Source organism: Pseudomonas sp. LAP_36 (genome assembly GCF_019456785.1).
Classification (GTDB): domain Bacteria; phylum Pseudomonadota; class Gammaproteobacteria; order Pseudomonadales; family Pseudomonadaceae; genus Aquipseudomonas; species Aquipseudomonas tritici.
Genome location: NZ_JAHZMS010000002.1, coordinates 954,042 through 976,419 on the forward strand (window position 1 = coordinate 954,042; position 22,378 = coordinate 976,419).

18 protein-coding genes and 1 pseudogene are annotated in these 22,378 nt (G+C 60.5%); 6 read left to right on the plus strand and 13 right to left on the minus strand.

The features are described 5' to 3' along the window. The first annotated feature begins 19 nt into the window (after positions 1–19). Positions 20–1,024, plus strand: coding sequence for a LacI family DNA-binding transcriptional regulator (locus JBO08_RS10020; RefSeq protein ID WP_220075042.1), 1,005 nt, complete (start codon positions 20–22; stop codon positions 1,022–1,024). Here JBO08_RS10020 and JBO08_RS10025 read toward each other — a convergent pair. From JBO08_RS10025 to JBO08_RS10050, 6 genes are all read right to left on the minus strand, one after another. Further along, positions 1,021–1,746: an SDR family oxidoreductase gene (locus JBO08_RS10025; RefSeq protein WP_065880948.1), complete on the minus strand. Its 726-nt coding sequence runs from the start codon at positions 1,744–1,746 to the stop codon at positions 1,021–1,023. The genes JBO08_RS10020 and JBO08_RS10025 overlap by 4 nt on opposite strands. 76 nt (positions 1,747–1,822) lie before the next feature. Next, complete coding sequence (locus tag JBO08_RS10030) at positions 1,823–3,355, minus strand: FGGY-family carbohydrate kinase (RefSeq protein WP_220075043.1); 1,533 nt, start codon at positions 3,353–3,355, stop codon at positions 1,823–1,825. Positions 3,356–3,357: 2 nt separating this feature from the next. Further along, the gene (locus tag JBO08_RS10035; RefSeq protein WP_065875978.1) at positions 3,358–4,437 is read right to left on the minus strand and encodes an alcohol dehydrogenase catalytic domain-containing protein; all 1,080 of its coding nucleotides are present in this window, start codon (positions 4,435–4,437) and stop codon (positions 3,358–3,360) included. A 28-nt stretch (positions 4,438–4,465) separates the two neighbouring features. Beyond that, positions 4,466–5,458: an ABC transporter permease gene (locus JBO08_RS10040; protein ID WP_049713527.1), complete on the minus strand. Its 993-nt coding sequence runs from the start codon at positions 5,456–5,458 to the stop codon at positions 4,466–4,468. Then, a complete protein-coding gene (locus tag JBO08_RS10045) occupies positions 5,424–6,932 on the minus strand; it encodes a sugar ABC transporter ATP-binding protein (protein WP_065875977.1) in 1,509 nt (502 codons plus the stop codon). Before JBO08_RS10045 ends, JBO08_RS10040 begins: the two co-directional genes overlap by 35 nt. 63 nt (positions 6,933–6,995) lie before the next feature. After that, a complete protein-coding gene (locus tag JBO08_RS10050; protein ID WP_065890709.1) occupies positions 6,996–7,919 on the minus strand; it encodes a substrate-binding domain-containing protein in 924 nt (307 codons plus the stop codon). A gap of 318 nt (positions 7,920–8,237) precedes the next feature. On the opposite strand from JBO08_RS10050, the gene JBO08_RS10055 reads away from it, so the two are divergent. Both JBO08_RS10055 and JBO08_RS10060 read left to right on the plus strand, forming a co-directional pair. Then, positions 8,238–8,915, plus strand: coding sequence for a sterol desaturase family protein (locus tag JBO08_RS10055; protein WP_220075044.1), 678 nt, complete (start codon positions 8,238–8,240; stop codon positions 8,913–8,915). Then, entirely contained in the window at positions 8,912–10,009 is a 1,098-nt protein-coding gene (locus tag JBO08_RS10060) for an SMP-30/gluconolactonase/LRE family protein (protein ID WP_220075045.1), read from the plus strand. Before JBO08_RS10055 ends, JBO08_RS10060 begins: the two co-directional genes overlap by 4 nt. Before the next feature lie 60 nt (positions 10,010–10,069). Here the strand turns inward: JBO08_RS10060 and JBO08_RS10065 are convergent, their stop codons facing one another. From JBO08_RS10065 to JBO08_RS10080, 4 genes are all read right to left on the minus strand, one after another. Continuing rightward, positions 10,070–11,581, minus strand: coding sequence for a hypothetical protein (locus tag JBO08_RS10065; RefSeq protein ID WP_065875973.1), 1,512 nt, complete (start codon positions 11,579–11,581; stop codon positions 10,070–10,072). A 112-nt stretch (positions 11,582–11,693) separates the two neighbouring features. After that, positions 11,694–12,758: a lipocalin-like domain-containing protein gene (locus JBO08_RS10070; protein ID WP_220075046.1), complete on the minus strand. Its 1,065-nt coding sequence runs from the start codon at positions 12,756–12,758 to the stop codon at positions 11,694–11,696. Then, positions 12,748–15,210, minus strand: a complete 2,463-nt coding sequence (locus JBO08_RS10075; protein ID WP_065890705.1) for an FtsX-like permease family protein — start codon at positions 15,208–15,210, stop codon at positions 12,748–12,750. Before JBO08_RS10075 ends, JBO08_RS10070 begins: the two co-directional genes overlap by 11 nt. Position 15,211: 1 nt before the next feature. Then, positions 15,212–15,880 carry an ABC transporter ATP-binding protein gene (locus JBO08_RS10080; RefSeq protein WP_065880970.1) on the minus strand — a complete coding sequence of 223 codons (669 nt, stop codon included), beginning with the start codon at positions 15,878–15,880 and terminating at the stop codon, positions 15,212–15,214. A 274-nt stretch (positions 15,881–16,154) separates the two neighbouring features. On the opposite strand from JBO08_RS10080, the gene JBO08_RS10085 reads away from it, so the two are divergent. Together JBO08_RS10085 and arnT are read left to right on the plus strand one after the other, a co-directional pair. After that, on the plus strand, positions 16,155–16,832 hold the full coding sequence (locus JBO08_RS10085) for a histidine phosphatase family protein (protein WP_065876019.1): 678 nt from the start codon (positions 16,155–16,157) through the stop codon (positions 16,830–16,832). A gap of 174 nt (positions 16,833–17,006) precedes the next feature. Further along, positions 17,007–18,662: a lipid IV(A) 4-amino-4-deoxy-L-arabinosyltransferase gene (gene arnT / locus JBO08_RS10090; protein ID WP_065910909.1), complete on the plus strand. Its 1,656-nt coding sequence runs from the start codon at positions 17,007–17,009 to the stop codon at positions 18,660–18,662. A gap of 56 nt (positions 18,663–18,718) precedes the next feature. On the opposite strand, the pseudogene JBO08_RS10095 reads toward arnT, so the two are convergent. From JBO08_RS10095 to JBO08_RS10105, 3 genes and pseudogenes are all read right to left on the minus strand, one after another. After that, positions 18,719–19,430: pseudogene (locus JBO08_RS10095) on the minus strand (ATP-binding cassette domain-containing protein). Beyond that, complete coding sequence (locus JBO08_RS10100) at positions 19,430–19,810, minus strand: hypothetical protein (RefSeq protein WP_309304241.1); 381 nt, start codon at positions 19,808–19,810, stop codon at positions 19,430–19,432. Before JBO08_RS10100 ends, JBO08_RS10095 begins: the two are co-directional and overlap by 1 nt. A gap of 296 nt (positions 19,811–20,106) precedes the next feature. Then, positions 20,107–21,027, minus strand: a complete 921-nt coding sequence (locus tag JBO08_RS10105; protein ID WP_065875969.1) for an ATP-binding cassette domain-containing protein — start codon at positions 21,025–21,027, stop codon at positions 20,107–20,109. Between the two features lie 530 nt (positions 21,028–21,557). Here JBO08_RS10105 and JBO08_RS10110 point away from each other — a divergent pair. Next, positions 21,558–22,352, plus strand: coding sequence for a helix-turn-helix transcriptional regulator (locus JBO08_RS10110; RefSeq protein WP_220075047.1), 795 nt, complete (start codon positions 21,558–21,560; stop codon positions 22,350–22,352). Positions 22,353–22,378 lie beyond the last annotated feature (26 nt).

Consider the following 22,378-nt stretch of genomic DNA (forward strand, 5'->3'; position numbering starts at 1 on the left):
TCCTTTTGCAGCCTTACCGATGAACAAGAAAAAGTCCGTCACCATCAGCGACATCGCCAAACGGGTCGGCATGACCACCATCACAGTGTCCCGCGCGCTGAGCAAACCCGACCTGGTCAAACCGGCCACCTTGGCGCGCATCCTCGAAGTAGCGCGGGAGCTGGACTACGTGCCCAACGCCTTCGCGCGCGGGCTCAAGCGCAGCGAAAGCCTGATCATCGGCGTGATCACCGCCTCAGTGGACAACCCGTTCTACAGCGAAATGATCAAGGCGATTTCCCGCGAGGCCAAGCAGCACGGCTACACCATCATGCTGGTAGACACCGACGAACTGGAAGAACTGGAAAGCAAAGCCGTGGACACCCTGTTGGGCTACCGCGTGGCGGGGATCATCCTGTCGCCGGTCTCGGACGAGCCGAGCTACCAGCCCGACTACCTTGAACGCCTGGGCAACGGCAAGACCCCGGTGGTGCTGCTCGATCGCACGATTCACGACAGCCCGTTCAGCCGCGTAGTGCTGGACAACTATCACAGCGGCATCCAGGCCGCGCACTACCTGCTGCGCCAGACACCCGCGCTCAAGCGCCTGCTGGTGCTGACGGGTCCCGAACACTCACGCATCACCGTCGAACGCCTCAAGGGCCTGCGTGAAGTGCTGGCCGAACATCCCCTGGTGCAGGTCGAGGTGCAGGCCGGCGACTACACGCTGATGCCGTCGTACCTGCACACCCTCGACTACCTGGCCGAACACTCGGCGCCGGATGCGATCATGGGCTTCAACCAGTTGATCACCCTCGGTGCCCTGCGCGCGTTGCGCATGCACAACATCCCCCACGACAGCCTGACCATTTGCGGCATCGATCGCCTGCCCTTCGCCGATATCTTCGGCGTGCCCATCGCCTGCGTGGCCCACGACGCGTCCTTGGCCGGCAGCAGCGCGGTACGCCTGTTGCTCGACCGCCTCGAAGACCCGTTCAAACCACGGGACAAGGTGGTGATAGCCGGCCGGTTGGAAAACGGCTAGCGGCTGGTGTAGCCACCGTCGATGGGCAGGCTGACGCCGCTGATCATGCTGGCGGCGCGGCTCAGCAGGAACAGCACCGGCAGCGCAACTTCCACGGTTTCAGCGAAGCGTCCCAAGGGAATAGCCGCCAGCGCCGGATCGCGCTTGGCCGGCTCGGACCAGGCCATGGTCGCCATCGGTGTGAGCGTGACCGTAGGATTGACGCTGTTGACGCGAATCCCAAAACGGCCCCACTCGGCGCATTGCACGCGGGTAATCGCATCCAGCGCGGCCTTGGACGCGCAGTAGCCGAGGTGATCGTCCAGGGCCACCAGCGAGGCCTGGCTGGAGACGTTGACGATGCTACCGGCGATGTGTGCCTCGATCATTTTGGCGGCCACGCGGCTGGCGACTTGCGCGGCGGCGCGAGCGTTGACGTTCATCACTTGGTCGAACGCGTCGGCGCTGATCGCGGCGGCGGGTTCCAGGCGCGAGATGCCGGCGCAGTTGACCAGGCCGTGCAGCGGCGGCAGGTCTTGCAGGGCTTTGTCGAGGGCGGTGCTGTCGGCGATGTCCAGGCAGAGGGTGTGGCAGCCGAGTTGGGCCAGGGCTTGGGCGTCTCGGCCGAGGGCAAAGACGTCGGCGCCGCTGGCAATCAGCTGCAGGGCGATCTCGCGGCCGATGCCACTGCTGGCGCCGGTGACGAGGATGCGGTGGTGGGTGAAGTCAAAGGCTGCGTTCATGAATAGAGATCTCAAAAACAATGAAGATCCAATGTGGGAGCTGGCAAGCCAGCTCCCACATTTGGACTGTGTTGAATCAGTTCGTTTGCAGGTTATGCATGATCGGTTTCAGGGCGGGATACAGCTTCAAATACTCGGCAAACGCCCGGTCATAAACCCCGACGTTTTCAACCTTTGGCTCCGCCCGCAGCGCCAGCTGCACCCACCCTTTATCCATCTCCCCATCACTCACCAACCCCACCGTATGCGCCGCCAACAACGCCGCACCCAACGCCGCTTCTACCTCCTGAACGATGGTGTACACCGGGTACTGCGTGATATCCGCGATGATCTGCATCCACAGATCCGAATGGCTCGCGCCACCCACCACGATCAAACGCGGGTCCAGGGAATGCGCCCCGCGCGTGCCCGCTTCGATGTTATGCCGCAGGGCAAAACTCACCCCCTCCAGCACCGCGCGGTACAGGTGAATGCGGCTGTGATACAGGTTCAAGCCGACAAAACTGCCACTCGCGCGGTCATCCCACACCGGGCTGCGCTCGCCCATCAGGTACGGCAGGAACAACAGGCCCTCACTGCCCGCCGGAATGCTCATCGCGCTCTGTTCCAGCAGCGCCAGGCTGTCCTGGCTGGTGGCCTTGGCCTGTAGCTCTTCAGCCTGGCAGAACTGCTCGCGAAACCAGCTGACCGAGGCACCGGCCGTGATCGCACCGCCGAATATGTACAGGTCCCGGTGGCCGTTATAGACGTGGGGCATGCTCACCAAGCCGTGGTGTGCATCCACCTGTTGGTTCAGGTAACCCCAGCACATGCTGGTGCCGATCATCGCCACGTGATTGCCCGGCTGAGTCACGCCCGCTGCCAAGGTGGCCATGGCCGCATCGACGCCACCGGCCAGGATCGGCGTGCCGGCTTGCAGGCCCAGGCGCAATGCCCAGTCTTGCAACAAGCCACCGACCAATTCACCGGAATACACCAGGCGTTCAGGCATCATCGCCTGCGGTATGCCCAGTGCATCAAGCATCTCGCCGGACCAATCACGCGCTTTCACATCGTAGACACCACCGATGTTGCCGGCGCTGCTATGGTCCACCGCCAACTCACCCGTGAGGCACCAGTTGATATAGCTGTTGGGCGGCAGCAGGTAGCGGGTTTTCGCCCACACCTGAGGCTGGTGCTGCTTGAGCCAGAGCATCTTGGTGAAACCGTAGTAGCTGTCCACCGAGTTGCCGGTGACCTCGAACAAACGCTCCAGGTCCACCTGCTCGCGCACCCAGGCCACCTGCTCGCCGGCGCGGCGGTCCATCCAGATCAGGCACGGGTGCAGCGGTGTGATCTGTGCATCCACCGCAATTCCCGAACCGCCATACAGGCTGCTGATGCACAGCGCCTTGACCTGCTGCGCCGCCACGCCCGCCTTGCCCATGCACTGCGCGACACAGGCTTCGACGGCGTCCAGCCAGACCTGCGGCCATTGTTCGGCCCAGCGCACTTTCGGGGTATCTACGCGATACCCCTGGCTGTGCTGGGCGATGATCGTGCCTTGACCATCCACCAGCAGCGCCTTGGTGCTCTGGGTTCCTATGTCGACACCCATCACGTAGTTCATGCTCAGGCCACCGGCTTCAACAGCACCTTGATTGACTTGGTCGAGTTGGCCAGCTCAAACGCTTCGGCGTAGTCATCCAACGGGAAATCGTGGGTAACGATGCCCTTGGAAGTGACCAGGCCACGTTCGAACAGGTCGATGGCGATCGGGTAGCAGTAAGGCCCGAGGTGGGCACCGCGCACGTCCAGCTCCTTGCGGTCGCCGATGATCGACCAGTCGACCGTGGTTTCGGCGCCAAACACGCTGAACTCGACGAAGCGCCCGAGCTTGCGGATCAAGTCCAGGCCCTGGGTGACGCCGGCCGGTACGCCGGTGGTTTCGATGTACACGTCGCAACCGTAATTGTCGGTGAGGCCATTGATGATCTCGCGGGCGTTGTCGCGTGACGGGTTGATCACCACGTCGGCGCCGAATTTTTTCGCCAGTTCCAGACGCTCGTCGACCATGTCGATCACCACCAGTTTCTTCGGGGTTTTCAACGCGGCAACCTGGACCATGCACAAGCCAAGGGTGCCGGCACCGGCGATGACCACCACGTCGTCAAGCTGGACATCGCCACGGTTGACGGTGTGGATCGAGCAGGCCATTGGCTCCACCAGAGCCGAGTCTTCCAGCGACACCGATTCAGGGATCTTGTGCACGATGGCGGTCTTGGGAATGCGCATGTACTGGGCCATGCCGCCTTCGGCCACTTCACGCTGGAAGCCGAAGATGTTGTGCACTTCGCACATCCAATACTTGCCGGATTTGCAGAAGCGGCACTTGCCGCAGGGCACGATCTGTTCGGCAATCACCTTGTCGCCTACCGCGACGTCGAAGTGCTCCTCGCCGCCCTCGCCGACCTCCACCACATAGCCAAAAAACTCGTGGCCCGGCACGACCGGCGCCTTGACCCACGGGTTGTCGCCCCCCCAGAACATGGCCGCGCCCGAGTGGCACTTGCAGTCACTGGCGCAGATGCCACAGGCGGCGATGCGGATCACCAGTTCATTGGCGCGTGCCTGAGGTTTGCCGATGCGTTCCAGGCGGTAGTCTTTGGGGCCGTGGCAGACGACGGCTTGCATTTCGGTGTGCTTATCCATGGTGTCTGATCCCGTTCTTGTAAGTAGTTTATTTATGGCGCTGACGGCTGATAAAAATCGCCAGCAAAATGATCCCGCCCTTGATCACGCTTTGGACGTAGGGCGAAACGCCGAGCATGTTCAGGCCGTTGTTCAATACGCCGAGCAGCATGGCGCCGAGCAACGTGCCGACGATTACCCCACGCCCGCCGGCAATCGACGCGCCGCCAAGGACCACGGCAGCGATCGCATCGAGCTCGAACGACACGCCGGCATTCGGCTGGCCGCTCATCAAGCGTGAGGTCAGCACCAGCCCGGCAATCGCCGCCGTGAGGCCGCTGATGCCGTACACCAGCAACTTGAAGCGCGCGGCGCGCACGCCGGACAAACGCACCGCTTCTTCATTGCCGCCGATGGCGTAGATGTAGCGGCCGATGCGCGTGTGTTGCAGCAGCACATAGGCGGCGGCGTAGGTAATCAGCATGATCAGGATCGGCACTTCTATGCCGAACAGACTCTGGCGGCCGAAGAAGCCGAACCACTCCGGCAACCCGGAAATCGGGTAGCCGTCGGTGTACATCAGGCCCAGGCCACGGGCGATGCCCATGGTCGCCAGGGTGACGATGATCGGCGGCATGTGCAGGTAGGCCACGAACAGACCGTTGCCGATGCCGAAGGCCACACCGATCAACATGCCCGCGCCAATCGCCAAACCTGGTGGCAGCCCCGCGACCATCAACCCGGCGGTAAGCGTGCCGGACAAGGCCATCACCGGCCCCACCGACAAATCGATGCCGCCAGTGAGAATCACGCAGGTCATGCCCACCGCGATAATCGCGTTGATCGACACCTGGCGGGCGATGTTCGACAGGTTGCTGGCGGTGAGGAACGTGTCGCTGGCGAGGATCATCACCAGGGTCACCACCACCAGCCCCACAAACGGATAAAACGCCGGCGAACGTACCAGCCGCGCCAGGTTCAGGCGCAGCCGGCTGCTGTCGCCGCTGCTAATGGACGTATTCACTTGAGCCCCCTGTTGCATGGCGCATGACCTCTTGAGGATTGACGGCAGACGCTTCGAGTACCTTGACGATGGCGCCCTTGTGGAACACGGCGACGCGGTCGCACATGCCGATGACTTCTGGCAATTCGGAGGAAATCATGATGATTGCGTAGCCCTGTTCGGTGAGGCTGCGCATCAGCGCGTAGATCTGCGCCTTGGCCCCCACGTCGATGCCACGGGTGGGTTCGTCGAACACCAGCACGTCGCAGTGGTGGTTGATCCAGCGGGCGATCACGACTTTCTGCTGGTTGCCGCCACTGAGATTGAACACCCGGCTTTCGCTGCTCGGGGCTTTGATCGACAGCTGTTTCATCAGGCCTTCGACGCTCGCACATTCGCGGCTTTTGTCGATCAGGCCGGAGGCGTTCTGGTATTTGGGCAGGTTGTTCAGCGAGATGTTTTCGCGAATGCTGAAATCGGTGATCAGCCCTTCGCTCTTGCGGCTTTCCGGGAGCAGGCCGATGCCGTGGGCCAACGCTTGGGCCGGGTCATCGAGGGTGATTTTTTCACCGCGCAGCCACACCTCTTTGCTCACTGACGGCAGCGCGCCCATCATGCCCAGGGCCAGTTCGGTACGGCCGGAGCCGACCAAGCCGGCAAAGCCGAGAATTTCGCCCTTGTGCAATTGGAAGCTGTTGTGGGGGCCGTTGCGCACCAACTGGATGTCCTTGACCTCCAGCAACAGCGGGCCGCGCGCGGTGGTCGGTTTGGGCGGAAAACTGCATTCCAGGCGACGGCCTACCATCATCTCGACCAGGCGGTCGATGTCGCTGTCGGCCACATCGGTGACGCCGACATTGCCGCCGTCACGCAGCACGCTGATGCGGTCGCACACCTGGAAAATCTCTTCCAGGTGATGCGAGATAAAAATCACCGCCACGCCCTGGCGCTTGAGTTCGCGCATGATCTCGAACAACAGCTCGGCTTCGCTGGGCGTAAGGGTTGCGGTGGGTTCATCAAGCACCAGCAGGCGCGCATCCAGGGCCAGGGCCTTGGCGATTTCGACAAACTGCTGCTCGGCCACGCTCAGGTGCTTGACCGCGCATTGCAGGTCGATGGTCACGCCCAGGCGCTTGAACAAGGCCTCGCTGGCCTCGACCATCTCGCGCTTGCGCAACAGGCCGAAGCGGTTGCTCAGCTCATGGCCGAGGAAGATGTTTTCCACCGCCGTGAGGTAGGGAATCAGGCTGAATTCCTGGAAAACGATACCGATACCGGCGGCAATCGCATCGCGATAGGTCGCGAACTGCTGCGCCTGGCCGTCGATCAGGATCTGACCTTCGTCTTGATGCTCGACGCCGCCGAGGATCTTCATCAAGGTCGATTTGCCCGCGCCGTTTTCGCCGAGCAGGGCGTGGATTTCGCCGCGCTCGACTTGCAGGTTGATGGACTTGAGGGCTTGTACGCCCGGGTACCGCTTACAGATGTTTTCCAGCTTCAGAAGACTGCTCATGCCGCCGACCTCGTATTCAGAAGGAAACCTTAAGCCCCACGGCTGGCGTGGGGCCTGGGCGATTTACCAGCTGAAATCCTTGGCTTTGGCCTGGTCGATCAGGGTGATGTCGACTGGAATGGTGGCCGGCACTTGCGAGCCCCACTTCTTCGCCAGGGCAATGCCCAGGGCGAGGCGGATCTGGTCGCGGGGGTATTGGGCCGAGGTTGCGATGAATTTGCTGCCGGGTTTCTGGATCGCCTTGATCGCCTCCGGCGCGCCGTCGACGCTGACCAGCTTCACGTCCAGGCCGCTGGCTTCGATGGCCGACAGAGCGCCGAGGGAGCCGTTGTCATTCACGCTGAAAATACCCTTGAGGGTGGGCTGGGCCTGCAGCATGTTCTCGGTGACGGTCAGTGCCTGGTCACGCTCCTGCTTGCCGTTCTGGATGCTGACAATCTTGATGTCCGGGTGCTTCGCAACGGCCTCTTTGCAACCGCGCACACGCTCCAGGATCGGCACCACGGCGATGCCATCTAGAATGGCGATATTGCCTTTGTTGCCAATGTTCTTGGCCAGGTATTCACAGGCCTGGAAGCCGGCGTCGAAGTTTTTCGAACCGACGAAAGAGTCGAGCGGGCCATCCGCCTGGGCGTCTACCGCGACCACCACCACACCGGCGGCGTGGGCAGATTTGACGGCCGACTGCACGCCCACCGAATCGGTGGGGTTGATCAGCAGGATATCGATGCCTTTTTGCAGCATGTCTTCGACGTCACTGACCTGCTTGGACACGTCATGGCGGGCGTCGGTGATGATCAATTTCGCGCCGATGGTTCCCCCGGCTTCTTCCAGGGCGTTTTTCATGGTGACGAAATAGGGGTTGTTGATTTCCTGGAAGGACGCGCCGATGCGGATCGGCTTGGCAGTGTCGGCAAACGCAGGGGAAGCGGTGCCGAGGGTGATGCTTACAGCCAATAAACACAGGGTTTTCGGAAGCATTTTCATGGCGTGGGTCTCTGTTTTGTTTTTATTTTTAGAGCAAATGTTATCGTTAACATTTTGCGAGAAGCTAGCAAGGAAATTAGGCGTGTGCAAGCCCCCACTGGTCGGTCGGGGTGCGATAACACTCAAGAGCGAACTCGGATAAGTGTGGGAGCTGGCTTGCCTGCGATGGGATCACCTTGGTCTGGCTGAAGGACCGAGGCGTCTGCATCGCAGGCAAGCCAGCTCCCACATTTGATTGGCCTTGCCTTCGAAAACTCGCACATTCCCCGCCGCCAACTAAGCTCACGTTCTAACAATAAAAACACCGAGCTGCCCGCCATGGCCCACCCCACCGAGACCTTTCGCGCCCGCTACCGCGCCAACGTCGCACGCCACTACAACCCCTGGCTTCATGCCAGTTTCGTGTTCGGCTACGGCGTTGCCTGCATCGGCCTGGCGTGGTCATCCACCGCCCACCTATCCGCATTGCAATGGCTGACCGTGCCCGTGACGCTGGTGTTCTTCAACCTCTGCATCTACCTGGTGCACCGCCACCTCGGCCACCATAAACATGCCTTGACTCGTTTGTTCTACGCGCGCCACACCGGTGATCACCACAGCTTCTTCACCCCCGGCCACATGACGTTCGACAGCCCCAGGGACTGGCGCGTCATCCTGTTCCCGGCCTGGCTGATCGTGTTGCACAGCCTGGCAATCACCTTGCCCGCCTGGTGGCTGCTTCAGCAACTGAGCCCCAACGTCGCCGGGCTGTTCGCCGGGTGCATGATCCTTGGGTATTTACTTTACGAAGTGTTTCACGCCTGCGAGCACTTGCCCGCCAACCACCCGGTGGCGCGCCTGCCGTGGATCCGCCAGATGCACCGGCTGCACGCCCTGCATCACCGCCGTGAGCTGATGCAGGGGCGTAATTTCAATATCGTGCTTCCCCTGATGGACTACCTGTTCGGCACCCTGCACTGGGAACCGACTCCCCACAGCAACCAGGAATCCACATGAGTACCCGCCCAAGAAAACTGCGCCATCTGCTGTTTGTGCTGTTTCTGGCAGTGATCGCCTTTTTGCTGTTGATGCCGACCAGGGTGCAACCGGTGAATTGGACGCCGCCCAAGGCGCCCTCGATGAAAGACGGCCCCTACGCCGAGAACCAGCGCCTCAAGGGTGTGCAGAAAATCGGCGCCCAGGACATCGCCGGGCCCGAGGCCTTGCTGCTGGATGCCCAGGGATTTCTGATCAGTGGCCTGCATGACGGACGCATCATCCGCACCTCGCCCGACAGCCGCAGCCTGGAAGTGCTGGCCAATACCGGCGGGCGCCCCCTGGGCATGGCGCTACACCCGGATGGTCGCCTGATCATTGCCGATGGGATCAAGGGGCTGCTTGCACTGGATGCCCAACGCCAACTCACCACCCTCAGCACCGGCGCCAATGACCTGCCGTTTGGCTTCACCGATGACGTTATCGTGGACGCCAGCGGACGTTATGCCTACTTCAGCGATGCATCGAGTCGCTGGGGTTACGGACAGGACGGTGAAGCGGTGATCGAGCATGGCGGTGATGGTCGGCTGCTGCGCTATGACTTCAGCAACGGCAACACCGATGTGCTACTGGAGCAGCTGCAATTCGCCAACGGCGTGGCGTTGGGTCCGAATGAAAGCTATGTACTGGTGAATGAGACCGGCGCCTATCGCATCAGCCGTTATTGGCTCAAAGGCAAACGAGCCGGCACCCATGATTTGTTCATCGACAACCTGCCGGGCCTGCCGGACAACCTCAGCTTCAACGGCAGGGACCGTTTCTGGGTGGCGCTGTACTCGCCGCGCAATCCACTGTTGGACAGCTTTGCCGGCTACCCCCTGCTGCGCAAGGTCATGGTAAGGGCGCTGCTGGTGGTGCCCAAACCCATCGAGCGCAAAGCTTTTGTGCTGGGGTTGGATACTGAGGGTAACGTCATCGCCAATCTGCAGGATGGCAGTGCTGGCAATTACTCGCCCATCACCACGGCCCGGGAGTATGGCAACTGGTTGTACCTGGGTTCGTTGAAAAGCACGAGCATGGCGCGCGTGCCATTGGCGCTGGCGTTGGCGCCCTGACGCAAAAAGGGCACACAGGCGCTCGGCCTGTATGCCCTCATTGCTTGCGGCTACACGCGTTTAGCTCTTAGTGCTGCTGAGCAAGGTTTGCTTGCACAGGTGACCAAAGCTGACGAACTCGGTGTTTTCACCGCCGACGCCAATGCCTGGGTATTCCAGCACCTCCATGCGCCACACGCCGTAGTTGAAGTCGGTACGCCAGGTGTTGTTGTAGCCCTGGGAGTAATCGACAAAGGTAGTCTGGAAGTCACCGGCGCACGTGCCCACGTTGATCGTGCCACCGGCTTGGCCGGAGCTGTCGGTCGCCGCCGAATACGCCTTGTAGACGATATTGCCGGTGTCCGGGTTGATGTGCTGGTCGAGATAAACAATCGGGTGCAGCCCCACCAGTGGCGCGCCGGTGCTGTCGGACAGGTTCATTTTCCAGGTCAGGTTTCGATAAGCCTGGGTGGTCATGTAGCCGTAGCCCACATCAGACGCGGAATATGGGATGCGCAACACGTTGGCCTCGCCTTTCATATCCGGGTTGTCGACACGTGGGTTGGAACCAAAGGACAGGGTGTATTTACCCGTCGCGCTCCACGGCTCGTTCGGGTGCTGGTTCGGGCGCACCCGCACCTTGACCACACCGCCCACACCCGGACTCGGGATCGACGTCGAGACGATATTGGCACCTACGGTGACCCACTGGCTGCCATCGAAGCGCTCAAGGATCCATTTGCCACGGGTGCTGCCGCTGCCGGCATCGGCCGACAGGGCAATGCCCACGCTCTGGCCACGCACGGCGGTGAAGTCGAAGTAGTCGACATCATCGAGGCTGTCGGCGTTGCCGCTGATGTAGTTCAGGGTGTCCGGCAGTTGAAAGGCCGTGTCCGGCGTGTCATTCGGTTCGAAGGCATCGATATTGGCATTGACCGCCACACCGAACTGGAAGCTCGAACCCGAGACAGCCGCATTGGCTTCCATGAACCAGTAGTAGTCACCCGCCGGCAATACGCCGCTGAGGCTTTCGTCACCGGTACCGGGGTTATTGGAAGTGCCCAGCGGGATCGGATTGCCTTGGCCATCGTCCTGGAACAGGGTCAAGGACATGTCGGTACCGGCCGTCTGGCCGACCAGCAGCGCATTGATCCGGGCCGTCTGCGGCAGGTTGAAGTGGTAGCACAGCAGGTCACCGGTTTGCACACCATTGACCGTGTACAACTCATTCACGTCCAGCGTGGTTTCACAGCCTTGGACCCGCGCCGCTTGCACGGCGGTGGCTGGCTGAGCGCCGGCTTTCTTGACCTGGGTTACCGGGGCAGGTGCGCTATGGTCTTCCACCACCGAGTCGGCCTTGGCCTTCGCGGCGAACACCGGCTTTTTCAGTTGGGCGCCTGCGTTCAGTTGCTTTTTCAGCGCCGCCGAAGCCTTGGTGGCCGGGACTTTGCCAGCGGCTTTCAGGCTTTGCTTGATGTCAGGTTTAACGGCTTGCGCAGCGAGGTGAGGGTATTGCTCGGCCAGGGCAAAGGCCGAAACGAAGCAGGAGGCCGCCATGGCCGCGCCCAACATAAAGGCTTTTTTCGATTTCATTTTTTATCCATCCATAGTTAAAAAGTGAAGCTCAGGTGACATCCGGTCACCTGGGATGGAATCTAGCCAACAACTGTATGCATGTCCAGTATTTTTACAGGGATCTTTTCGCCTAATACCCCGTCATCTCCAGATACCCCACCCCACCGTCAAACTGTACCGGCCCTTCCCAGTACGGAATACTCAGGTTCATCCAGGCGTTTGGGTTGACGGCCTGGGGGGTGATATCCAGCTGTTTTCCAGGAACTTTCAGCGACCAGCGTGTGGGAATCTTGCGGCCGTCAATGTCGGTGGTTTCCAGCGGTTTCAGCTCGATATCCGCGTTGTGCAGGGTTTGCGTACGCCCCTCGTGATCAATCCAAGTGCCGGTCATATACGACGCGCCATCGGTTTGTCGCACGCGGAACAGCATCAACTGCTCGCCTCGGTCCAGGTGCAGGGAGAACCAGTCCCAGCCGGTCTGGTTGGCGGTCAGCGGTTGGCTGCTCCACTCGCGGTCGAGCCAAGCCGGGCCGGTGACTTGGTAGGCCTTGCCGTCGATGCTGACGCTGCCCTTGGTGTTGAAAAACGGCTGGCTGTAGTAGTACGAGGCCTGGCCCTGCTCGGATTTGCGGCTGTAGCCGCCGTCGCCCTGCAGCACCAACGGGCGGCTGGAGGTGAGGTTCAAGTCATAGGCGAATTGCGCGCCGCTGGCCTTGAGCTGCATGTCCGCCAACGCGCTCGCGGCACCGGGGCGGGTGGCGAAACTCCAGTCGTCAATCCAGGCGTTGAACGGCACTGCTTGGACGCCGGCCTGGCCGACCCCGCCTCGGGCGTAGCGCTCCGCAGCGTAGTGGTGAGTGGCGGAAGTGACAGCGGCGTGCCCAAGCCAAATGGTCGAGTCGTGCCAGCCCGCTTGCGTCGGCCCGGCCTTGAGGGCGTTACGAAACAACGTCCATTGCACGCCGAATACATTGCCTTGTTCATCCTTCAGGTTAGCGGTGACGTACCACCACTCAATGCGAAAGCCTGCGTGCGGGCCGTGGTCCTCGGGAAAGCTGAAGACCTTGCCGGGCACCACTTGGGCGAAATCTGCTGCGTCACTGCCCAACCCGGCGAAGCTTTCCTGCGGTTCTGGGACTTTGTCGCAAGCGCCCAGTAACAATAAAAACGCCCACAACAGGCACTTAATCTTCATTGGCAAACGTCCTCAACAAATCCGCAGGACGGCTGCGGTATAACTGCCACAACGGCCAGGCCGAGGCCAGCAAGGTCGCGAGCATCGCCAACCCGAGCAATTGAGCGAGCTGCCACGGGAACACCTGCAACGGCAGGCGCCAACCAAAGGCCTGCACATTGATCACGGCGTCCAGGCACCAGGCCAACAGCAGGCCAAGCGGCAACGCCAGCACCAGCGTGAGTACCGCCAACAGCCAAGTCTGGCCCAAGTTGAGCAGCATCAATTGCCGGCGCGTGACACCCAATGCCCACAGCGGTGCAAGTTGGCCAAGGCGGCTCTGGCTCTGGGTCAACAGGCTGATAAACAGCGCGACACCGGCCACGCCCAACGTCAGGCTGTTCAACGCGGCAGTGGCGGCGAACGTACGTTCGAACACTTGGCTCGACCAGCCCTTGAGTTGCTGTTGGTCGACGATGCGACTGTCTTCCAGGGCAAAGGCGCGTTGCACCTCACGCACCAGCGGCGCCACGTCCGACGGTGAAACCCGCAGGTTGAAACGCGCCGGTGACAGCGTCGGCCAGTGGGCCAACAGGTGCTGGGCATTGACCAGCACGTGGCCCTTGGGGTTGCCGTAATCGGCGTAGATCCCCACCAGTTTGGGCGCCCACACGCCGTGTGGCGTGGGGATGCTCACGCTATCACCGAGCTGCACACCGAGCCTGCGCGCGAGTTGCTCGCTGAGCATCAAGGTGTCGCCTTGCTGCAACTGGTCCCACGGTTCATTCGTCGCCTCAAGCAACGGCCAGTGCTGGCGATAGGTCGGGTCGTCGACCACGCCAAACAGGTCCGCTGGCCAGCCCTGCAATTGCACCGCGACCTGCCAGGTGGGCAGCACCGTTTTTACCAACGGTTGTTGCGCCAGCCAATGACTGAGCTGCTGCGCCTGCGCCGGGTTTTGCGGGTTGAGGTACAGCTCGGCGGTGAGACGCTGCTCCAGCCAGTTATTGAATGTGTGACGAAAACCCGAGGTCATGGAACCCGCGCCAATATTCGCGGCCAGGGCCAATAGCAAAGCCATCAGCGCAAGGCTCAACGCCGGCAACTGCTGGCGGCAGTCCGCCAGAAACCATTGGCCGAGCACCGAACGGCTGCGCCCCAACACGGCTTTGAGCAGGCCATTGAGCACCACCGGCAAACCGAGGGCAGCGCCAAGCAACAAGGCGGCCATCAGCACAAAGCCGGCGGCCAGGCTATTGCCCAACCACAGCGCCAGCACCGCGATCAGCAGCGCAGCACTGGCCACCCAACCTTGACGGCGCAACCAGCGTCCATGCGCCTCATGCCAGGCCTGGGCGTTGGCCAGCGCCAGCAAGGGCAAGCGCGCCGCCCGCCATAAGCTGCTGGCGCCAGCGAGCAACGCGCCGAACAAGCTCAAGCCCAATCCCGCGCCCCACCACCACGGGCTCAGGCTTAACTGCCCCGCCACCTCGGCGCCATACAAGCCACGCAGGCTGGCCGCCACATCCGGCAGCAACAGACTGGCCAACAGGTAGCCGCTCGCCACGCCAAGCACGCCACCCAACAATGACAACACGCCCAGTTCGACACTCAGGCTGACGATCAACATCCGCACGCTGACCCCGCAGGCACGCAAGGTGCGCAACAGCCCGCGCCGCTGCTCCAGGGCCAGGCCGATGGCGGCGTGCACAATAAACAGCCCCACCACAAACGACAGGAAGCCCAGCGCATCGAGGTTCAGGTGAAAGCTATCGGTGAGGCGCGCGAGGTTGTTGTCCTCGCCCTGCTTGAGTTGCAATCCGGCGGGCGGCGTGGGGTGGCCGGCGGCAAAAGCCTTGTCCACCAGCAGGCGCGACAGGCGCTCGGGCAGCTCCAGCACAGGTTGGGCAAAACCAATATCGGTGAGCAACACGCCGGGCGCCATATCCGGTTGGGCTTGCAGCGGCGGCAGTGTATGGCCGCTCAGGGTAGTCGGCTGCTGGCCTTCGTGCAGCCCCAGGACCTGCAAGGTCTGCGGCGCGATCCACGTGCGCCCCGGCGGTTCGAAAAACGCCAGCATCTGCGCCTGGCTCAAGCGCTGACCCGCCACCGCGCCACTGCCGGGCAACGACACCGGGTCGATGCCCATCAACTGCAAGCGAACATCCTCCAGCCCCTTGAGCTGCACGCGCCCCTGCACCACCGGCGACACCGGCCAACCGGCACGACGCAGTTGGGCAAACACCGCCTGTGGGAAAGCGGCCTCGTCCGGCGCACTGAGGCTGGCCTGCGGCTCACCCCCGATCAATTGGCTGGCGCGGGCGTAGCTGTCGCGCGCCTGGCTGTTGAGCGCTTGCACGCCAATCAACAGCGCGGTGGCCAGCCACAGGCCGGTGAGCACGCTGAAGAACTGCACGGGATGCCGCCGCCAGTGGCTGAGCAGCGCGCGTAATGTCCAATAAAACACCGCCATCTCAAGCAGCGCCTGCCGGTACGACACGGCCGCGGTGCAGCACCACCTGCCGGTCCAGCCGTGCGGCAATGCGCGGGCTGTGGGTGACCATCAACAGGCTGGTGGGGCTGTCGCGCAGCAAATCGAGCAGCAGTTGCAGGACTTCATCGCTGGTGGCTTCGTCAAGGTTGCCGGTGGGTTCATCGGCCAACAACAGGCCCGGTCGTGACGCCAAAGCCCGCCCCACCGCGACCCGTTGCTGCTGACCACCGGAGAGTTGTTCCGGGTAGCGCTTGAGCAGATCACCCAGGCCCAGGCGTTCCACCAGTTGCGCCTGCCACTGGGGGTCAAACCGCCCCGCCAGCCGCGCCTGGAACGCCAGGTTGTCCTCGACCCGCAAGCTGCCGATCAGGTTGAACTGCTGGAATACCAGGCCGATTTGCGTACGCCGCCAATGCGCCAGTTGCGCCTCGCTGAGCTGATCGAGGCGCTGCTCACCCACCTGGATACTGCCGCCATCCACCCGATCCAGCCCGGCCACCAGGTGTAACAGGGTGCTCTTGCCGCTGCCCGATTCGCCCATCAACGCCAGGCTGCTGCGCTCGGCCAGGAGCAGATCGACGCCGGCCAACACCGCTAACGAACCCTGGGGGGTGGCATAGCTTTTAAACACTCCTTGCACCTGCAACATGGCAACACTCGTTTGATGGGCGGCAATCGAGAATAACGGCTGCTGCTCCCAACCACGCAAATTTTTCACATTGATTTCACCGGCTGCCCACTCACTGCACTTTAAATTGCCGGCCATGGGTCATTCGTCGGCAACTTGTTAGTTGCCACGCCTGACAACTTTTAACCACAACATGTTCAGCGAAAAGACAGCCCGCCTGTGACAGCCTCTGGCACCACTACGGGCATCCGCCAACACGTTGCGATCAACTAACACGACACTGCCAACAATGCCCATGGTGAATGAAGTGGTTGACCTTACCCTGACCAAACCGCGCTCGCGCCGAGCCTTGAGCAAGCGCCTGCGACCGCTATGGTTGGGGCTATTCGTGGTCGGCCTGCTGGTCGCCGGCAACCTGCTCTGGCACGCCTCGCCACGCGACCTGGGCGTCAGTGATCGCCTGCTGACTTCCCACGTGCTGCCCCTCTGGCGCGACGGTGACCTGATCGTACTGGTGCGCCACGAAGAGCGCTGCGACCGCTCGGCCAACCCTTGCCTGGGCCCCGTGGAAGGCTTGACGATCAACGGTAGCCAGCAGGCGGAAACCCTGGGCAACGCCTTTAAAACACTGGGCATGGAGGGCAGCGACGTACTGGCCAGCCCCGCGATCCGCACGGCTCAGACGCTGCGCTTCATGTTTGGCAAAAACGAAGTGACCTCCGGCCAGCAAGCCGTCTGCGGCGCGGCCATGGGTGAAGAGCTGCTCAGCCACAAAACCCCGGGACGCAACTTGGTTTTCGTCACCCACAGCGGCTGCATTGCCGACTTCGAAGCCACCCTCGGCTTTCCCCACGCCACGTTCCCCCAGTACGGCAGTGCGCTGTTCGTACAGGTATTGCCCCACGGCAAATTCAAGACCTTGGGCATCGTCAACAATCCCGACTGGCCCGCCGCTCTTAAACAACTCTATTAACTCACCCTTCGGCCTGTTCAGCAAAAAGACAGCCCTGTTCTGGCATGTTTAGTTGCGCCTTTTAATTAAGGACGTCATGACTATTTCCCGCAATTCAGTGAATGCTGTGACTATTCCCGTTATTAGTTCATTACTTCAAACGTCCGCCACTAAACGTCAAGGAGCGACGTTTTCATGAATCGATTAAAACCCCTGCCGGTAGTGTTGCTGGCGTTTGTCGCGTTTTACCTGTTGCCCCTGGGCCTGCACGGCTTGTGGACCCCGGACGAAACCCGTTACGCCCAGATCAGCCAGGAGATGCTGCAAAGCGGCAACTGGTTGGCGCCGCACTTCATGGGTATCCGCTATTTCGAAAAACCCGCCGGCGGCTACTGGTTGATCGCCCTGGGCCAGGCAGTGTTTGGCCAAAACCTGTTCGGTGTGCGCATCGCCTCAGCCGTGACCAGCGGCCTGAGCGTGCTGCTTGCCTACCTGATTGCCCGCCGTCTGTGGAATGATCCGCGCAAAAGTTTCGCCTGCGCCCTGCTCTACCTGAGTTTCGGGCTGGTGGCCGGGCAAGCGGGCTACTCCAACCTCGATCCGCAATTCACCTTGTGGGTCAACCTGAGCCTGGTCGCCCTGTGGTTTGCACTTGAAAGCGCCACGACGCGTGCTCGCCTATGCGCCTGGGGCGTGCTGGGCCTGGCCTGCGGCCTGGGTTTCCTGACCAAAGGCTTCCTGGCCTGGGCCCTGCCGGTGTTGATTGCCGTGCCCTACATGCTCTGGCAACGCCGGCTGGGCGAGTTGCTGCGCTATGGCCCGCTGGCCATGGCGGTTGCGGTGTTGGTGTGCCTGCCGTGGGCGCTGGCGATCCACCTTCAGGAACCCGACTTCTGGCGCTTCTTTTTCTGGAATGAACACATCCGCCGCTTCAGCGCCGACAACGCGCAACACGTGCGTCCGTGGTGGTTCTTTCTGCCGATCATCGCGGTGTCTTGCCTGCCGTGGGCAGGTCTGCTACCCGCCACCCTGCGCAAGACCTGGCAGGAAAAGCGCCAGCCGGCGATCACCTTCCTGGCCCTGTGGTTGCTGCTGCCGCTGGGCTTCTTCAGCCTGAGCAACGGCAAGCTGCCGACTTATATCATGCCGTGCCTGCTGCCCCTGGCATTGCTGATGGGGCATACCCTGGTCGACCTGATCCGCACCGGCCGCGCCCGCACAATCTGCCTCAATGGCCTGCTCAACTTCGTGATCGGCATGGTCGCCATGATCGGCTTGATCTATCTGCAGATCGCTCGGCCGCTGTACAGCAACAGCCACGCCGAGATGTTCAGCCTGTCCCTGGCTTTTATCGTGTTATTGGTGTGGATCCTCGCCAACTTGTTGCAAGCGTTTCGCCCGCTGACGTTGTGGGCAATGCCGGTGCTGGGCATCGGCCTGCTGGTGACCCTGCTGCCAGCGAGCATGCCGGCGTGGATCGCAGATAACGAAATGCCCGACCAGTTCGTGCTCGAACACCTTGAAGAACTGCAGCAGACCAACGCGCTGTTGAGCAATGAACTGAGCAATGCCAGCGCCCTGGCCTGGCGCCTGAAACGCCCGGAAGTGGCGCTGTATGACACCGAAGGCGAACTGCGCTACGGCTTGCAATACGCGGGGTCGGTACATCGCAAAGTCGAATTGGAGGAAGTAAAAACCTGGCTCAAGGACGCGCGCCAGCACGGCTCGGTAGGCGTGCTGATGCGGGTCAACAGCACCAGTGAAATGCGCGAAGCGGGGCAACTGCCGCCTGGGGGCAAACGCTACTACAAGGGTTGCCTGGAACTGATCATCTACCCGAAATCGGCCTGAGGGCGGCATTCTGGATAACTGAACGCGGTGATCCTGCTGCTGTTACTGGGCGTGGTCTATCCCTTTGGCAGGCTGGCGGCATGGATAAATGCCTCATCCAGGCTGTTACCACCGTACGTGCTCATGAAGCTTTGCGCGTCAGTGAAACGGTTGAATCGCCGCTGGCTAAGCATGTAAAAGTCATCGCAATGCGTGACGATCTCATCGACGTTGTGCGATGAAACCAACACCGCGACACCTTCCGCCGCCGCCCCCTCCAGGCATCGCCAAATGTGATAACGAAACTCAGGGTCTACACCCGCCGTGGGTTCGTCCAGTATCACCAGGTCCGCGTTGGCGCAGAGCAATGACAAAGTGAAAAACCAACGCTTTTCTCCGTAGCTACAGAGGGAGGATTTTTTGTTCCAAATGTCGCAATACCTTTCTGCAATGCCGGGGCTCCATTTTCCGATCCTCTCCAAAGCGTGTTGTTGAGTGACCTGTGTTTCAGAGCAAAAGAGCATGGTCATTTTGAAGATGTCGAACATGCGAAACACAGGGGGTGTGTTGATGATTTGCGACAGATAAAGCAGTTTGGAAAAGAGTTGTTTATCTCACCGCCCGCTATCTTCTTCAGGCCACAAATCACATCGAAAACGTGGTTTTTCCGGAGCCATTTGGTCCTAACAACCCTGAAATTGAACCCGCCTCAATTGTCAGAGTCGCATGCTGCAACAAAATGTGAGAGGCATACCTGACGTCAAGAGCGTTTACGATAAGCCGTTTCATCAATAACGACTCCATACGGGGTTAATACGTAAAAAGCGAAACATCAAAAAGAACGAAACTACCAACAACACGACAACCAGTAGAACAACCAACCAACACTCCGCCACCCCGACTAACATAACCTTGTTTGCCCACCCCATCGGATTAAAAAAACTGACAATGACAAAGGCTGGACTGGAAGAACCAGAACTCATAATCCCAAGCGCCAGCATCGCCAACGACAACATGGAAAAGACAGTACTCGCATTCTTGAAGCCCAGCGGCACCAGCGTCAGCAATAGCGAAGGTATGGAAAAAATAAGAAAACATATATAAAACCGCGCAACCACAACTAAGTACTCAGCGCCGTTAAAAACGCCAAAAGAATGACGCGCGAGCACATAGAAGACAGTGCAATACAGTACTGCAACAACCGAATACGCGAGAAACTGCCCAATAAGAAAGATAATTCTTGTTCGGCCCGTATAAACGAATGATCGCAGAAAGCCACTTTCCCTCCGACCCACTATGTAAAACGCCAGACCAAATAGCGCCACACTTGACGCTACAAACGCGTAAAACCAGAAAGCGCCAACTCAGATATTTTTTGTAGGATGAGGATTATTCCTACAAGCATGCATAAAACAATCCGACAAATGGCACAACTCATATCGCGCGCCCGAACAGATATGCAACCCTAACTTGACTCCGCTTCGTCGTTTAGTAGCGAGCTAGTCTTGTGGACTGGCAATCCCCTCACCTGCGCCTGCACGGCCCGCCCCTCGGCCCGATTGCGAATAAACCCAGCCCGAGTGAACCGTTCCAGAAACGGCACCGGCAACGCTTTGTCAGGGGTTATCGCAGAATGCTCGGCCACATCCCCAAACAAGGTGTAAGCCGCACTCGGCAAGTGCCGGGTGTTGAGGTCGCTGGTCAGCCGCCCTTCCTGCAATACGATCGCGCGGTTGGTGACCCGTTGCAGGTCGGACAGGCGCTGGGATATGTAGAGGATGGCCACGCCTTGTGCGCGCTGGCTGTCGATCAGGCCAAGCAGGCGTTCGGTGTCGGGTTCCGGCAAGGCCGCGGTGGGTTCGTCGAGGATCAGGAGCCTGGGTTGCAGGGCAAAAGCGCGGGCCAGTACCAGCAGTTGGCGATCCGCCTGGCCGAGGCGTTCGACCGGGTATTGCAGCGGCAGGTCCAGGCCCAGGCCGGCAGCGATGGCTTCGGCGCGTTGTAACAGGCTCTTGCGGTTGAGCAGAAAATCCACGTCAGGCTGCCCCAACTCATCGAGCAACAGGTTCTCAGCCACGCTCAGGCCAGGGGCGATGGCGTCGTCGGGCTGTTGGTGCACGGCCACAATGCCGACTCGGCGTGCCGACAAGGGCGAGGTAAAGCGTTGGCGTTGCCCATCCACCCACAGTTCGCCAGCATCCGGCGCCAGGATGCCGCTGAGGATGTTGACCAGGGTAGATTTTCCCGCCCCCGCAGCGCCGAGCAGCGCCACGCCCTCCCCCGGGTAGATATCCAGGTTGATCTGATCCAGTGCCCATTGGGCGCCAAAGCGCTTGCACAGGCCAAGCAGGCGGACCAGCGGCTCGGGGGCAACGGGGTTGCTCATGGCTAATCTCTAAGGCGGAACAATGACTCATTGCAACGCGCCAGGGCGCTGATTTATGCAAAACAACAATGAGTTAGGCACCAAATTAAATGCATTACCTCATGAACAATCCAATAGCTGAATCGCATATCAAAAATATTTTGAGTTATAAGGCCCTTGTCAGCAGCTCGTTGAGCGCTTGGCTGACGGCGATCCGCTGAAACGATTAAAGAGTTGTAGGACATTGGCTATGTTTGCCCGCTATTGGATTTCATGGCCGCCTAAAAATAGTAATTATTACTTAATTATCAACAAGTTAACGAAAATCAAAAAAACCTTTGGTTTTTTGCATCCGGAATTGCCTCTCAGAAACGTCGAATTAATGACGTTGTTTTTATGGCACTTTGTGTCCATCGTTTCTGCTACATGCGTAGGACGAATCCCCTAGCTAACTACAATTTCGAGTACCAACTCTGGTGTGTGAGCCACGGATCGCCCCGCAGAGGCCAGAGAATTTGCAGACGGTTTTCGACATCAAGGATGAGATGGCAATGAGCTTGACCCGCACTATTGCGAACACCCAAAGCCCGAATTTCTATGCCGAAATGGGCGAGTTGATTGCCAACAGTGGGCACGCCGACTTCGCCGCGCACATGCTGCACCTGGTGGACAAATGGGTACCGATCCACCTGGTGGACCTCAGCGAATGGACCCTCGACGAGCTACGCGACCGCGTGCTCGATATCACGTTGCTCGGCAGCGCTGGCCAGACGCAGGACCTGCCGCCGCCCCAGCCGCTGAACTCCATGGACGACCACCCGTTGCTGCGGGAAATGCTCGGCATGCAGGACCCGCTGCTGATCCAGCTAAAGGCCAAGGCCAAAAGCGCGTACCCACGCGGCACCTCGCACCAGTGCAACCTGGTGTCGCGCCAGGGCAAACGGCGCTGTGTGATTTCGTTTTATCGCCCGCCCAACCAGCGCGGGTTCTCCCTGGCCGAGTTGTCGTTTCTCAAGTGCCTGTCGGACACCCTGCTGCCACTTATCGAGTTCCATGCGCAGAGCCTGCGCCAGGCACCGCACGCCGAAGTCGAACCGGCCCACACGTTGCTGGAACAATCGCAATTGCAGCGTGAGTTCTACAAGCGCCTGTCCCTCGGCGACATCACCCTCTCGGCACGCGAGCAGGAGGTGTGCCTCGGTCTACTGACGGGCGGCACCGTGCCGCAGATGGCGGAAAAACTCAGCGTGAAGAACAGCTCCATCGAAACCTACTTCAAGCGCGCTGCTGCGAAGTTGGGCGTCAGTGGGCGACATGGTTTGGCCAAATGGATGATCGGTGTTTGATGAATAAATTGAGCGCATTCGCGAGG

Excerpts from the sequence above, each read along its gene's own strand:
- JBO08_RS10020 (WP_220075042.1), top strand. The coding sequence starts at position 20 with ATGAACAAGAAAAAGTCCGTCACCATCAGCGACATCGCCAAACGGGTC.
- JBO08_RS10025 (WP_065880948.1), bottom strand. The coding sequence starts at position 1,746 with ATGAACGCAGCCTTTGACTTCACCCACCACCGCATCCTCGTCACCGGC.
- JBO08_RS10030 (WP_220075043.1), bottom strand. The coding sequence starts at position 3,355 with ATGAACTACGTGATGGGTGTCGACATAGGAACCCAGAGCACCAAGGCG.
- JBO08_RS10035 (WP_065875978.1), bottom strand. The coding sequence starts at position 4,437 with ATGGATAAGCACACCGAAATGCAAGCCGTCGTCTGCCACGGCCCCAAA.
- JBO08_RS10040 (WP_049713527.1), bottom strand. The coding sequence starts at position 5,458 with ATGCAACAGGGGGCTCAAGTGAATACGTCCATTAGCAGCGGCGACAGC.
- JBO08_RS10045 (WP_065875977.1), bottom strand. The coding sequence starts at position 6,932 with ATGAGCAGTCTTCTGAAGCTGGAAAACATCTGTAAGCGGTACCCGGGC.
- JBO08_RS10050 (WP_065890709.1), bottom strand. The coding sequence starts at position 7,919 with ATGAAAATGCTTCCGAAAACCCTGTGTTTATTGGCTGTAAGCATCACC.
- JBO08_RS10055 (WP_220075044.1), top strand. The coding sequence starts at position 8,238 with ATGGCCCACCCCACCGAGACCTTTCGCGCCCGCTACCGCGCCAACGTC.
- JBO08_RS10060 (WP_220075045.1), top strand. The coding sequence starts at position 8,912 with ATGAGTACCCGCCCAAGAAAACTGCGCCATCTGCTGTTTGTGCTGTTT.
- JBO08_RS10065 (WP_065875973.1), bottom strand. The coding sequence starts at position 11,581 with ATGAAATCGAAAAAAGCCTTTATGTTGGGCGCGGCCATGGCGGCCTCC.
- JBO08_RS10070 (WP_220075046.1), bottom strand. The coding sequence starts at position 12,758 with ATGAAGATTAAGTGCCTGTTGTGGGCGTTTTTATTGTTACTGGGCGCT.
- JBO08_RS10075 (WP_065890705.1), bottom strand. The coding sequence starts at position 15,210 with ATGGCGGTGTTTTATTGGACATTACGCGCGCTGCTCAGCCACTGGCGG.
- JBO08_RS10080 (WP_065880970.1), bottom strand. The coding sequence starts at position 15,880 with ATGTTGCAGGTGCAAGGAGTGTTTAAAAGCTATGCCACCCCCCAGGGT.
- JBO08_RS10085 (WP_065876019.1), top strand. The coding sequence starts at position 16,155 with ATGGTGAATGAAGTGGTTGACCTTACCCTGACCAAACCGCGCTCGCGC.
- arnT (WP_065910909.1), top strand. The coding sequence starts at position 17,007 with ATGAATCGATTAAAACCCCTGCCGGTAGTGTTGCTGGCGTTTGTCGCG.
- JBO08_RS10105 (WP_065875969.1), bottom strand. The coding sequence starts at position 21,027 with ATGAGCAACCCCGTTGCCCCCGAGCCGCTGGTCCGCCTGCTTGGCCTG.
- JBO08_RS10110 (WP_220075047.1), top strand. The coding sequence starts at position 21,558 with ATGAGCTTGACCCGCACTATTGCGAACACCCAAAGCCCGAATTTCTAT.